Raw genomic sequence first — 15,596 nt, 5'->3', positions numbered from 1 at the left:
GAAAACAATGTTAAAGGTTGCTAGAAACCTACTTAAATTAAATTAGGATTGATTAACTTTGCTTTTCCTGATAAAAATAGGCACGTTTGAAAGACCAAGAATATATAGAAGTTTACGGAGCAAGAGCTCATAATTTAAAGAATATTGATGTTAAAATTCCTCGTGAAAAGCTAGTTGTAATTACTGGTTTAAGCGGTAGTGGAAAATCTTCTCTCGCTTTTGACACCATTTATGCAGAAGGACAAAGACGTTATATTGAAACTTTCTCTGCGTATGCACGTCAGTTTTTAGGCGGATTAGAAAGACCAGACGTAGATAAGATTGATGGCCTTTCGCCTGTAATTTCAATTGAACAGAAAACAACAAATAAAAGCCCACGTTCTACTGTTGGTACTATCACAGAAATTTACGATTTTTTAAGATTACTTTTTGCAAGAGCTGCAGACGCATACTCTTACAACACGAATGAGAAAATGGTAAGTTATTCTGATGAACAGATAAAAGATTTAATTTTAAAAGATTTTGATGGCAAAAAAATAGCCGTTTTAGCGCCATTAATTAAATCTAGAAAAGGACATTATAGAGAACTTTTCGAACAAATATCTAAACAAGGTTTTATTAGAGTTCGTGTAGACGGCAAGATTCAAGAGATTGAAAAAGGCATGAAATTAGACCGTTACAAAAACCATGATATTGAAGTTGTAATAGATAGACTCGCTGTAAATAAAACAGTAGAAAAACGTTTAGACGAAACAATAAAAACAGCATTGTATTCTGGTAATAATATTATGATGGTAATTGATGTTGATGACAACAATCCTCGTTATTTTAGTAGAGAATTAATGTGTCCTACAACAGGAATTGCTTATCCAAACCCAGAACCGAATACCTTTTCTTTTAATTCACCAAAAGGAGCATGTGATTCTTGTAATGGTTTAGGTATTACAAATGAAATCAATTTAAAAAAAGTAATTCCAGACGATTCTATATCAATAAAAAACGGAGGAATTATTCCTTTAGGAGAACAAAAAAGTAGTTGGATTTTTAAACAAATTCAAAATATTGCAGAACGTTATAAATTTAAACTAACAGATGCAATTAAAGACATACCAAAAGAAGCATTAGAAATTATTTTACATGGTGGAAATGAATCTTTTGAAATTGAATCTAAAACGGTAGGTGTTACTAGAAATTACCAAATAGATTTCGAAGGTATTGTAGCTTTTATAAATAGCCAATATAATAATGCCGAAAGCACAACAATTAAACGTTGGGCTAAAGGTTTTATGGACGAGGTTACTTGCTCTACTTGTAACGGAAAAAGGTTAAAAAAAGAGGCCCTTCATTTTAAAATTACTGATAAAAGTATTAGCGATTTAGTACAAATGGACGTTACCGAGTTGGCAAAATGGTTTAAAAACGTTGAGAAAGACTTATCAAAAAAACAATTAACTATTGCATCAGAAATACTAAAAGAGATAAGTACTAGAATTCAGTTTTTATTAGATGTTGGTTTAGATTACTTAACGCTAGATAGAACTTCTAAATCTCTTTCTGGAGGTGAAGCACAAAGAATTCGTTTAGCAACGCAAATTGGTTCTCAGTTAGTAGGTGTTTTATACATATTAGATGAGCCAAGTATTGGTTTACACCAACGAGACAATGAAAAACTTATAGACTCTTTAGTAAAATTAAGAGACATTGGTAATTCTGTTTTAGTTGTAGAACATGACCAAGATATGATTGAGAAAGCAGATTTTGTTTTTGATATTGGACCTGGAGCAGGAAAACATGGTGGAGAAATTGTTTCTGCAGGTACTTTTGCTGAATTAAAAAAACAAAAAACATTAACTGCAGATTATATTACAGGAAGAAAAAAAATTGAAGTTCCAGAAAAAAGACGTGAAGGAAATGGCAAAACAATAAAATTAAAAGGTGCTACTGGAAATAATTTAAAAAACGTTTCTGTAGAATTTCCCTTAGGAAAAATGATTTGTGTTACCGGAGTTTCTGGAAGTGGAAAATCGACCTTAATTAACGAAACTTTATATCCTATTTTAAACGCGCATATTTACAGAGGTGTAAAAAAACCGATGCCTTATAAGAAAATTGAAGGTTTAGAACATGTAGATAAAGTAATCGACATTGATCAATCTCCAATTGGTAGAACTCCAAGATCTAACCCAGCAACGTACACAAAAACGTTTGACGAAATTAGAAGTTTATTTGCAAAAACTGCAGAAGCTGCAATACGAGGTTATAAACCTGGTCGTTTTTCTTTTAACGTAAAAGGCGGACGATGCGAAACTTGCCAAGGTGGTGGAGTTCGTGTTATTGAAATGAACTTTTTACCAGACGTGCAAGTAGAATGTGAAACCTGCCAAGGAAAACGTTTTAATAGAGAAACTCTAGAGATTCGTTACAAAGGAAAATCGATTTCAGATGTTTTAAATATGACAATTGAAGATGCAACAGACTTCTTTGTTAAGATTCCTAAAATACATAGAAAATTAAAAACTATTAAAGATGTTGGTTTAGGGTATATAACTCTTGGGCAACAATCTACTACCCTTTCTGGTGGTGAAGCACAAAGAATTAAATTGGCTGCCGAATTATCTAAAAGAGACACAGGTAATACTTTTTACATCTTAGACGAACCAACTACAGGACTTCACTTTGAAGATATTAGAGTATTAATGGAAGTTCTAAATAAACTAGCAGATAAAGGTAATACGGTTTTAATAATAGAACATAATTTAGATGTTGTAAAACTAGCCGATTATGTTATTGATGTTGGTATGGAAGGTGGAAAAAACGGTGGAAAAATTTTAGTTACAGGAACTCCAGAAGAAGTTGCCAAACATAAAACAAGTTACACCGCTAAGTTTTTAAAAAAATTACTTTAATCGGTTATTTATAACCGATTAAAATATCTTTTGCTTTTAAAACATCTTCTACATATTTCTTAAATTCTGGGTATTCTTTAGAAGATATATCACTCAAATCTGGTTTCCCTATAAATTCAATTTTTAATTGATAATCACTTAAAGATTCGAAATTGATTTTATAGGCATGCTTTTTATAACTAAATTCTTTGTTTGTAGGTATTTCTATAAACTTTTTCCCTTTAGGAATTTCTATGTTATATGTTGTTTTGTAATAATTAGCATTCTCGTAATTTTGGTATACAATTGCATACTTTCTTTCTTCTGTATTAATAATATCTGAATTATATGCATGAGAAACCATTGGCAACTTAAAGAAAGTCATAGATCCCATTTCATTCATCTTATTCTTTATTTTCATTTTAGCATCATAAGAAACAAAACTTGCTCCTTTTTTTGCATTGATATTTGTAATTGTATCTAAAACTAAATCTCCTAATCTGGCTTTAAAATCATCATCTATATCTTTTTTAATTAGCTCATAATTGCTGCCACTAAAAATACCAAAATAGGCAGAAGCTAAGCTTCCACTAATATGAGACTTAACAAGTAAATTTTGTGCTTTGTTTTCATCAATCTTTAAAGTTATATTAGAAATATTGTTAGATTTTATTCCTTTCATATCTCCTAAATTAAATAAATTATAAACCTTATCTGTATTCGACATAAAAGGTATTTCTAAACCTGTTGCATTTAAAAGACCATTTGGCACAGACTTAAAAGGCATATTTTTGTCTGTAAGTTCTAAGAACTGCTCCTTACCATCTAATTTTACTTTTACAATACAGTGATTAAAATCTTGTGATGGAAGCACCAATGATCTTCTACCATAATCTGATGTTAGTATTAAAACTAAGTTTACATCTAAACCTGCCTTTCTACCTAACGTTGCAAACAATGTAGAGAAATCTTTACAATCGCCTAATTTAGAAGAAATAGTTTTTGCAGGTTTTTGCGGCACAAAACCACTTTGTTTAAATTCTACAAAGCTGTAATTAAAATTATTCATTATATAATAATAAATTCTTCTCGCTCTTTCGGTTTCTGTTAATTTTAAAACATTTTCTTCTGGAAAAATTTCTTTAAACTTCTGTTCTACTTCAGAATTAAAAACAGATTGCGACCTTACTAAGTCTGAGTACCAATTTGCAATAGTGTTCCAAGACTTTATAGTACTAATATGTAAAATTCTTGCAAAATCTGCAGATGAAGGTCTGTAATCTTCTGCCTTAGCTAATTCTGGCGCATTTAACAATTCCCATTCAAAAACAGTAAAATTACCTTTCTTTATCTTTTTTAAAGGAATCTCGCCGTTCTCTACCCTATAATCGAATTTTATAGTATTAGGTACTATAAATGAATATTTTGTTCGCAAACAATTATTTTCTGAATCGAACTGATAAGCATCTACATAATCTTTATAAAAACGACCCGAACCCGTAGACAAACTTTGATAAGAAACATGTATTACGTCTCCAACTTCTAAGCCATTAAAAACAAATTTAGATTTTGTTTTTTCTGCAGGAACTATACTTTTATCTTTTTTTATAATTTCAGATTTTAATATCGTAAAGTTACCAGACAAACCTAAATCATACTCTTTATAAGCTTCTACACCATTTTCAGATGTTACTTCATAAAGATATGTGTTTTTAGATTTTACAGTTCCTGTTTCATACAACTGCACTACCCTATCGTCTAATAAAATATTAGATCCGTAATTATTATTGGTTGATGTACCTCTCTTTTCTTCAACGTAATTATAGATATTCTTTACAACGTATTTATCTATAATATTACCTTCTCGAGAAAGTGTCTCTATTTTTTTTAATAATGATGAATTACCATTGTTATAAATTAAAGATTTTTGAAAATACTCTAATGCCTTTTTCTTATTACCTACTTGTTGCTGAGCATTCCCCATATACTCCATCGCTTGAAAAGAATAAGGATAGTTTTTTAACATTGCTTCTAAATAAGGAATAGATGCTTTGTACATTTTATAACTATGCATTTTCTTAATTAAACTAAACAACAACGAGTTGTCTGAAGGAAATGTTTCGTAATATTCTTTATACATTTCTATAACTTCATCTTTCCTGTTTAATTTCCCGTAATAAAAAGCCAAACCACTTAATAAACTAGGACTAAATTTTTCGTTTAAGACATTTTCATACATTTCTATTGTTTTGTCTTGCTCTTGAAAAACAGTCGCATATAACGGTATAAATCTTTTTAAAACAACTTCTCTATCTGCTGCAGACTCACTTAACAAATCCATAGTTTCTCTTAAAGACTTCATATCTTCATTTCTAGCATCTAGCATAAACTTTGCTATGTGTTTTAAAACAGGATAATCTGTAGATTTTTCTACTTTAGCTAAGAATTTTTCTAATTCTTTTATATCCATTTGCTTTAATTGGTTCGCATCTGAAGTCTTTTTAACAAGTGAGTAATAATAATCTGGATCGTCTAAAAATATATTTTTATTTAATTCTGTTACAGAATTAAAATTCCCTTCATAACTAAAACTATATGTTTTTAATATCCTTAATAAAGAACTTTTAGGATATTTTTCTAAAATAGGATTTAAAATAATATTTGCATCTTCGTAATTCTGACTTCTAAAATAAATATTGATTAAAGCATATTTATAAAAGAAATTATTAGGGTTTTCTTTTATTTTATTTTTAAAGAAAACCTCAATATCACTTTCAACCTTTATAGGGTTTACTTTCTGAACTGTACTTTTACCATATTCTTTAAACTTCTCTGAATACTCTAAACCAGGAATAGCCATTCCTTTTTCATTGGAAAATCTTGCTATAAAATAAGGGATACCATTTGCTTCTGCATTTTTAATTAACAACCTGTTTACACCTTTATTTAATGTAACATTAACCCTATAAGCATCTATATCTGTAGCTACATCTTTTACATTTTCATAAACTAAAACATCATTTAACCAAACCTTAAAAGCAGAAGAATTACCTAACCTTAATTGCACTCTTTGTTCTTTATTTGAAGTAACAAAAGTTTGAGCATAATGAACTCCGTAACCATATTCTGAGTGATTCGTAAAAAACTGATAACTCTCTGTAGTATATTCCTTATTAGGTGTGTACCACTTTACAACTCCATTCGAATTTGCGTTAAAACCATTTTCGCTTTTTGCATAAAGTTCTGGTTCATATTCTTTATCAAATCCGCTTTTATTTAAGTTTTCGAAAACACCACAATATTGCCAATTTTTAATGACTGGTATTTCTGCTATTTTAGATTTATAACCAGTAAAATTCTTATTATCTCTATTTTTTATAGCTTGTATATATTTAAGAGAATATTTTATAGTAGAATTATGAATATCATTTGAGTTAAATGCATCTATAGTTTTACTGTTTTTGGTATGAAAACCAGTAGTTAAATAATTATCGAAAATAAAAGGGTTGTTCCAAAAAGCATATAAGTAATATTGATAATCATCTAAAGATTTAAAATCTTTAATAAAATCTTTTGAAACACTGTTAATTAAACCATTTTCATTCCTTAAAATTTCATTAGTTAATAAGCCCTCAATAGACTTATTGGTCTTTTTATTTAATTTTTTAAAATATTCTAAAGAAGCTTTCGTTTTATTTTTCAGTAATAAATCCCAATGATTATCAAATTTTTCTTGAGCTGAAAGAGAATTGCAAAAGAGGCAAAATAATAGTATTAAAAGGTATGATTTTCTTAATTTCATAGATGTTTTTTGTTGTTTAAAAAACGTGAATTTAAATATTTATGCGAAACAAATCGATTCTATTTATACATTTCTTAAAAAAGAACTAATTTAGCAGGCGGATTTTTGCGAGAGAAATAATTTAAAACATATATAAGATGACAAATGACGATAGAAAAATAAAAGAGAAATTACAAACAAAAACTTGGAACGAGATTAAAACAAATGATTCTTGGGCTATATTTAAAATTATGGCAGAGTTTGTAGAAGGTTATGAAAAACTAAGCAAAATAGGCCCTTGTGTTTCTATTTTTGGTTCTGCCAGAACCAAACCAGACCACCCATATTATAAATTAGCAGAAGAAGTTGCTTTTAAATTAACACAAAATGGTTACGGAGTTATTACAGGTGGTGGACCCGGAATTATGGAAGCTGGTAATAAAGGTGCAAACAGAGGAAAAGGAACTTCTGTTGGTTTAAATATAGAGTTACCATTCGAACAACACGACAATCCTTGGATTGATCAAGGAAAAAGTTTAGACTTCGATTACTTCTTCGTTAGAAAAGTAATGTTTGTAAAATACTCGCAAGGTTTTATTGTAATGCCTGGTGGTTTTGGTACTATGGATGAACTTTTTGAAGCGATCACATTAATTCAAACAAATAAGATTGGTCGTTTTCCTATTGTTTTAGTTGGCACTAAATTCTGGGGAGGTTTATTGGATTGGATTAAAAACACCCTTATAGAAGAAGGAAACATTAGTGAAAAAGATTTAAACTTATTTAGAGTTGTAGATACAGCTGATGAAGCTTTAGATCACATTAATAAATTTTACGACAAATATCAATTCAAACCAAATTTCTAGATTTGTAATTCGAAGTAAAAATTTATATTTTATTCATAATTATTGAAAAAACATTTTTACATATTTGTACTATCACTGCTATTTAGTAGCTTTAATTTTGCGCAACAAAATGCGGTAAACATTAGAGCTACTTTAAATGCAGATGAAGACAAGTTAATGATTCAGCAAGAAATTGTTTTCTACAACAATTCTAGCGACACTTTAAATCATATTTTTCTACACAACTGGGCAAACAGTTTTAAAGATAGAAAAACACCTCTCTCTAAACGTTTTATTGAAGATTTTAGAAAAGACCTATACTTTGCTAAAGAAAAAGATTTAGGATATTCTGATGTTAAGAATATTTCTGTAAACTACAATAGTATTGTTTACAAAGAGCTTGAAAGTAAGCCCGATATTATTCAAATATTCTTAGAAAAACCTTTAAAACCTAAAGAAAGCACCACTATAAACCTTACTTATTTAACTAAAATACCCAATGCTAAATTTACAGGTTATGGTAAATATGAAAATGGGTATCGTTTGAGATATTGGTACATTACTCCTGCAATCTATAAAGATGGTTGGCAATTGATGAGTAATTTAAACTTAGATGATCTATTTGAAGATTATACTACTTTTAATATTGAACTTAAAACACCCAAAGAGCTTACTTTAATAGGTAGCTTAAAACAAACTGTAGAAAGTGACAGTACTTTTAACTTCTATAAGTTGAATGGTAAAAATCAGAAAGACGTAATAATAGATATTCAGAAAAAAAATACTTTTAAAACGTTTATTACAGATGCACATGAAATACTGACAGATATTTTAGACAAAGAGTTAGATGCAAAATTAACAAAAGATATCTTAAACAGAGAACTTCATTTTTTAACCAGTTACTTAGGAGAATTACCTACAGATAAAATTCTTATAGACGAAGTAATGCGTAGAAAAAACCCAGTTTATGGGCTAAGTCAATTACCTAGTTTTATAAGACCTTTTTCAGATGTCTTTAAACACGATTTAACTTTATTTAAAGCGCTTTCTAAAAAGTACTTAAAACAGACACTTCTAGTAAATGAAAGAGAAGATTATTGGTTAATAGATGGTTTACAAAACTACTTAATGATGGAGTATGTAAACAAATTCTATCCAGAAATTAAGCTTTTAGGAAAAGCTTCTGATAGTTGGTTTCTAAAAAGATTTAATATTTCTAAGTTAAAATTTAATGAAAAATATCCATTTGTATATCAATTTACAGCAAGAAAATATTTAGATCAATCTTTAAGTACTTCTGCAGATTCTCTTTCTAATTTTAATAGAAAAATTGTTAGTAAATATAAAGCAGGTTTAGGCTTTAATTATTTAAAAGGGTATTTAGGTGAAGCTGTTTTAAATACAAGTATTAAAGAATTTTATCAAAAAAACAAACTTCTTATTGCTAAAAGTTCTGACTTAAAAAACGTTCTTTTAAAAAATTCTACAAAAGATATTGAATGGTTTTTTAATGACTATATAAACACAAATAAAAAAATAGATTACAAAATAAGTAAAGTTAGAGAAACAAAAGATAGCTTAAAAGTTACATTAAAAAACAAACGAAACATTACTGCTCCCATTGCTTTATACGGAATAAAAAACGATAAAATAGCTTACAAAAAATGGTTTTCTAATATTAATGATACTTTAACTACAAGTATTAAAAAAGGACAGTTTGATCAATTAGTTTTAAACTACGAAAACATTTACCCAGAATACAACACATTAGATAATTATTACAATACAGATAAAAAACTATTTAATAAACCCTTAAAATTCTCTTTAATAAAAGATGTAAAAGCACCAAATTATAATCAATTATTTTACCAACCTAGTTTTGGTTATAATTTTTATGATGGCTTAATTTTAGGTTTAAAAGTGCACAACAAGCCATTAATAAAAAGAAATCTAGAGTTTAGAATCGCACCAGGTTACGCAACAAAAAGCAACAAGATAAATGGTTCCTTTTCTGTTATTTACAATCAGTTTTTTGAAGATACAAGCATTTACAAAATTTCATACGGTATTTCTGGAAACACGTTACAATATGCACCAGAATTATCTTATAGTTCACTAATACCATATGTAGATATAGAATTTAAAAGAAAATCTTTAAGGCATGCTACAAATAAATTTATAAGAGCTAAAATTGTTCATATAGATAAAGAAGTTTCACCTTTAGAAACAAAAACAGCACAAGACAATTATAGTGTTTTTAGTTTAAGCTATAATTATATTAACCCAGCTATTATAGATGAAACTCGCTTCAGTATTAATACAGAATTTGCTAAAAACTTTTCTAAAGTTTCTGCAGATTTTAGGTTTAGAAAACTAACTTCTTCAGATACACAATTAGACTTTAGAGTTTTTGCAGGTGCATTTATTCATAACAAATCTAAAGGAGATTATTTTAGTTTTGGTTTAGACAGAGCAAACGATTATTTATTTGAACTAAATTATTACGGTCGTTCTGAAGACTCTGGTATTTTTAGTCAACAATTTATTATTACAGAAGGTGGTTTTAAATCTGTTCTACCAACAAGGTTTGCCAACCAATTTATGTTATCATTTAATTCTAGTATTGGTTTATGGCGTTGGGCAGAATTTTACAATGATATTGCTTTTTTGAAAAGTAGAGACGAAAATCTTTTCTTTGGTTACGAAAACGGAATTAGATTTAACTTTGTACATAATATATTTGAAATTTACTTTCCATTATATTCAAATAATGGTTGGGAAGTATCGCAAGAAGCATATCCACAAAAAATACGATTCACTTTTACTGGTGATGTAAATAGAATCTATAATTTTTTTAAGAGAGGTTTCTTTTAAAAAAATTAAATTCTAAAAACCAACCCAACCCTTTTATTGCATTATTCACAAACAACACTTACGTTGTGTCTTTAGTATTGCGAAATATTTAATAAATATTTATATTTTTAATATATCAACTAAAAAAACTATCTTTGTAGAAGCCTAAATCAAGATTAAATGTCACAAAAAACGCTAATTCAAGATAAAAAAGAACTTTCATTTAAAGATTTTAAAGAAGAAGTACTAAACGACTATAAGATTGCTAAAATTAGTAGAGAATGCAGTTTGCTTGGTAGAAGAGAAGTTTTAACAGGAAAAGCAAAATTCGGTATTTTTGGTGATGGTAAAGAAGTACCTCAATTAGCAATGGCAAAAGCCTTTAAAAAAGGTGATTTTAGATCTGGTTATTATAGAGATCAAACTTTTATGATGGCTATTGGTGAACTTACAGCCCAACAATTTTTTGCAGGTTTGTATGCACACACAAATATAGAAAAAGAACCAATGTCTGCTGGTAGACAAATGGGTGGGCATTTTGCAACACACAGTTTAAACGAAGATGGTAGTTGGAAAAATCTTACAGAACAATACAACTCTAGTGCAGATATTTCTCCTACAGCAGGTCAAATGCCACGTTTATTAGGTTTAGCGCAAGCATCTAAAATATATAGAAACGAAAAAAGTGTTGAACATAAAACTAATTTTTCTAAAAAAGGAAATGAAGTTGCATGGGGAACAATAGGAAACGCAAGTACAAGTGAAGGTTTATTTTTTGAAACTATAAATGCTGCTGGTGTTTTACAAGTACCAATGGTAATGAGTGTTTGGGATGATGAATACGGAATTTCTGTTCATGCAAAACACCAAACAACAAAAGAAAGTATTTCTGAAATCTTAAAAGGTTTTCAAAGAGAAGAAGGAACCAATGGTTACGAAATTTTTGTAGTAAATGGTTGGGATTATGTAAAACTAGTAGATACTTATAGTAAAGCTGCTAAAATTTCTAGAGAAGAACACGTTCCTGTTTTAATTCATGTAAACCAATTAACACAACCTCAAGGACATTCTACTTCTGGTTCTCACGAGAGATATAAAGGAAAAGAAAGACTTCAATGGGAGCAAGAAAACGATTGTATTACAAAAATGCGAAAGTGGATTTTAGATTTTGAATTAGAGACAGATTCTGGAGAAACTTTACGCTTTGTAGATTCTGAAGAAGAAATAATCCTTTTAGAAAAAGAAGCTAAGAAAATAGTTACTACAGCAAGAAGAAATGCTTGGAACGCTTTTAATAACGAGCTAATTTCTGAAGTTACTATTGCTGCTAAATTACTAGATAGAGTAGCTAAAAAAAGTAATAATGGTGCATTTATTACCAAATACAAAAACGATTTAGAGAAGATAGTAGAACCTATTAGAAAAGATATTTTAATTGCTGCTAGAAAATCGCTACGTTACTTAAAAGATGAAGATTTTGCAGAAAAGACAGAACTTCAAAACTTTATAAAAACAACTATTGAAGCTGCTGCATATAAATATTCATCATATTTATTAAGTGAGAGCAATTACAGCGCTTTAAATGTAGTAGCTAATAAACCAGTATATGCTGAAAACCAAAATTTAGTAGATGCTAGAATTATAATGCGAGATAATTTTGATGCAATTCTAAAAAAACACCCAGAAGTAATTATTTTTGGTGAAGATGCAGGTTTTATCGGTGATGTAAATCAAGGTTTAGAAGGGCTTCAAGAAAAATATGGAGACATTAGAGTTTCTGATACTGGTATTAGAGAAGCTACAATTATTGGACAAGGAATTGGTTTAGCAATGCGTGGTTTAAGACCAATTGCAGAAATACAGTACTTAGACTATTTACTATACGCTTTACAAATTATGAGTGATGATTTAGCAACACTTCATTACAGAAGTTTTGGTAAACAAAAAGCACCACTAATAATAAGAACTCGTGGCCACAGATTAGAAGGTATATGGCATGCAGGGTCTCCAATGGGAGGAATTATAAACAATGTACGCGGAATGCATGTTTTAGTTCCCAGAAACATGACCAAAGCAGCCGGTTTTTACAACACTTTATTAGAAGGTGACGAACCAGCTCTAGTTGTAGAATGTTTAAACGGTTACCGCTTAAAAGAAGAATTACCAATAAATATGGCAGAATTTAAAACTCCTATTGGTTTTGTAGAAACAGTTAAAGAAGGTACAGATATTACTGTAGTTTCTTACGGTTCTACCTTAAGAATTGTAGAAGAAACTGCTAAAGAACTACAACAAGTTGGTATAAATATAGAAATTATAGATGCACAAAGTTTATTACCTTTCGATATAAATAGCGATTGTGTAAAAAGTTTAGCTAAGACTAATAAGTTAATAGTAATTGATGAAGATGTTCCAGGAGGAGCTTCTGCATATCTATTACAAGAGATCTTAGAGAAACAAAATGGATACCAATTTTTAGATAGCAAACCAGCTACTTTAACAGCAAAACAACATAGAACCGCTTACGGTACAGATGGAGATTATTTTTCTAAACCTTCTGCAGAAGATATTTTCGAAAAAATATATGACATTATGCATGAATCTAACCCTACCAAATTTAAAAGCTTATACTAATAACAAGTTTTAAATTTTATCATAAGCTCAAAAATCTATGATTTTTGAGCTTTTTTTTTAACATAACTATAAGAAATAGCTTCAAAGGTTTTTAATAATTTAGTAGATTAAATTCTCAACAAACTAACTCATGAAAAAATTACTCTTATTTTCATTATTAATTGCATTTACTATTCCGTTAGACTCTTATGGTCAAAGTGGAAGAATAAAAAAAAGGAAGAATAAAAAAACCGAAAAAACGGAAACAAAAGAACCTAAAAAGAAAAGTAAAACACCTAAATACAGCGACTTTGTAAAAAAAGGTACAAATACCGATGAAGGTTTATTTAAAGTTCACGACAATAACGATACGTTTATATATGAAATTCCGAAGTCTTATTTAGGAAAAGAAATGTTACTAGTAACAAGAATTAAAGAAATTCCTGCAGATTTAGGTGGTGGTTATGTTAATGCTGGTTCTAAAATTAACACACAAGTAATTATATGGGAAAAATATAAAAATAAAGTACTTTTAAAAGTAAAATCTTACAACGCAATTGCAAACGATTCTTTACCAATATATAAATCTGTAAAAGCAAATAACTTAGAACCAATTATTTATGCTTTCGATATAAAGTCTCAAAACATAGATTCTACAGCAGTTTTAATAGATGTAACAAAATTCTTTTCTACAGATGTTAAAGCTATAACTGGCTTACCTTCTTTTTACAGAAAAACATATAAAGTTAGAAGATTAGATCCTTCTAGAAGCTTTATTCACACAATTAAAAGTTATCCAAAAAATATAGAAGTAGTACAAGACTTTACTTTCGAGGCAGATGCACCACCAAGTAACAGAAGTACAAATACTATTACAATGCGCATCAATCAATCTATGATTTTACTACCAGAAAACCCAATGATGTCTAGAGTTTACGACAAAAGAGTTGGTTATTTTTCTTTAGGAAATGTAGATTATAATTCAGAAGAACTAAAAGCAGATAGCAGAAGATACATTAAACGATGGAGATTAGAACCTAAAGACGAAGCGGCATACAATCGTGGTGAGTTAGTAGAACCAAAGAAACCAATTGTTTATTATTTAGACCCTGCAACTCCTGTAAAACTAAGAAAATACATAAAACAAGGTGTAGATGATTGGCAGAAAGTTTTTGAAACTGCTGGTTTTAAAAATGCAATTATGGCTAAAATGCCACCTACAAAAGAAGAAGATCCAGAATTTAGTATGGAAGATGTTCGTTATTCTTCGATTAGATATGTAGCAAGTACTACAAGAAATGCAACAGGACCAAGTGTATCAGATCCAAGATCTGGTGAGATTTTAGAAAGCGATATTATTTGGTATCACAACCACTTACGATCTTATAGAAATAGATATTTATTAGAAACGGGGGCAGCAAACCCTTCTGCAAGAACTTTAAATACTTCTGATGAAGAAATTGGAGATATGATGAGAATGGTTATTGCTCATGAAGTTGGTCATGCATTAGGTTTACCACACAACATGGCAGCAAGTTTTGCGTATCCTACAGATTCTTTACGTGATGGAGATTTTACTCAGAAAAACGGAATTGCAGCTACTATAATGGATTATGCGAGGTATAATTATGTTGCACAACCTGGTGATAAAAACATTCGCTTCATTAGACAATTAGGGCCATATGACCATTATGCAATTAACTGGGGATACCGAAGAATTAAAAATGCGAACAAACCAGAAGATGAAGTAAAAACTTTAGATAAATGGATTGAAAATAAAGCAGACAATCCTATTTATAGATTTGGTGGCCAACGTTTCGACCCTTCTGCACAAACGGAAGGAATTGGAAATGACCAAGTAAAATCTAGTACTTACGGAGTTAAAAATTTAAAAATTGTAGCTAAAAATTTACCAAACTGGACTTCTAATCAAACTAACAATTACGAAGATTTAAGTGAATTATATGGTGAATTATTAAGTGTTTGGAACAGATACGTTGGCCATGTTGCAGGCAATATTGGTGGTGTATATGAATTTAACAAAAAACCATCTCAAACAGGAGATATTTATGTTCCTGTAACAAAAGCCAAACAAAAAGAATCTTTAAACTGGTTGCATAAAAATGTTTTCGAAACTCAAAACTGGTTACTAGATAAGAATATCTTAAATAAGATTAACGAAGCAGGTTACACAGAATCAATGTCTAGATATCAAAATAGATTTTTAAGAACATTGTTAAACGCTAGAACTTTAAAAAGAATGATTGATGCAGAAATTATTCAAGACAATAATTATGCAGCTGTAGATATGATTGGAGATTTAAGAAAAGGTGTTTTTTCTGAAGCAACTACCACAAAAAACGTAGACGTATATAGAAGAAACCTTCAAAAATCATTTATAAGCAACTTAAACAGCTTAATGAACGATTCTTCTGTAAAAAACACAGACATCTCTTCTATTGTTCGTGGAGAGTTAACAACATTAAAATATCAATTAAACTCAGCTAGTAAAAGAGCCGTAAATAAAATTACAAAATATCATTATAAAGATGCTGTTGTAATGATTAACGATATTTTAGATCCTAAATAAATTAATAAGCTATTCTAAAAACATATAAA

The 15,596-nt window shown here is 29.3% G+C and carries 6 protein-coding genes; 5 read left to right on the top strand and 1 reads right to left on the bottom strand.

Annotated features, from left to right (window positions below; translation table 11 throughout):
• The first annotated feature begins 86 nt into the window (after positions 1-86).
• On the top strand, positions 87-2,906 hold the full coding sequence (gene uvrA, locus SHK09_RS13785; protein WP_319811371.1) for an excinuclease ABC subunit UvrA: 2,820 nt from the start codon (positions 87-89) through the stop codon (positions 2,904-2,906).
• A gap of 4 nt (positions 2,907-2,910) precedes the next feature.
• Here the strand turns inward: uvrA and SHK09_RS13780 are convergent, their stop codons facing one another.
• A complete protein-coding gene (locus SHK09_RS13780; RefSeq protein WP_319811370.1) occupies positions 2,911-6,687 on the bottom strand; it encodes a transglutaminase domain-containing protein in 3,777 nt (1,258 codons plus the stop codon).
• 137 nt (positions 6,688-6,824) lie between these two features.
• Between SHK09_RS13780 and SHK09_RS13775 the strand changes: the two genes are divergently transcribed.
• The 4 genes from SHK09_RS13775 to SHK09_RS13760 all read left to right on the top strand — a co-directional run bounded on the left by SHK09_RS13775 (position 6,825) and on the right by SHK09_RS13760 (position 15,567).
• Entirely contained in the window at positions 6,825-7,532 is a 708-nt protein-coding gene (locus SHK09_RS13775; protein ID WP_319811369.1) for a TIGR00730 family Rossman fold protein, read from the top strand.
• 42 nt (positions 7,533-7,574) lie between these two features.
• A complete protein-coding gene (locus SHK09_RS13770; RefSeq protein WP_319811368.1) occupies positions 7,575-10,385 on the top strand; it encodes an aminopeptidase in 2,811 nt (936 codons plus the stop codon).
• Between the two features lie 159 nt (positions 10,386-10,544).
• A complete protein-coding gene (locus tag SHK09_RS13765) occupies positions 10,545-12,998 on the top strand; it encodes a thiamine pyrophosphate-dependent enzyme (protein WP_319811367.1) in 2,454 nt (817 codons plus the stop codon).
• Positions 12,999-13,128: 130 nt separating this feature from the next.
• A complete protein-coding gene (locus SHK09_RS13760) occupies positions 13,129-15,567 on the top strand; it encodes a zinc-dependent metalloprotease (RefSeq protein ID WP_319811366.1) in 2,439 nt (812 codons plus the stop codon).
• Positions 15,568-15,596 lie beyond the last annotated feature (29 nt).

Origin of the sequence: Polaribacter sp. PL03 (genome assembly GCF_033875165.1) — a bacterium.
Taxonomy (GTDB): Bacteria; Bacteroidota; Bacteroidia; order Flavobacteriales; family Flavobacteriaceae; genus Polaribacter.
Note: the sequence above shows the minus strand (reverse complement) of the source record. Positions and strands in the feature narration are given on the sequence as shown.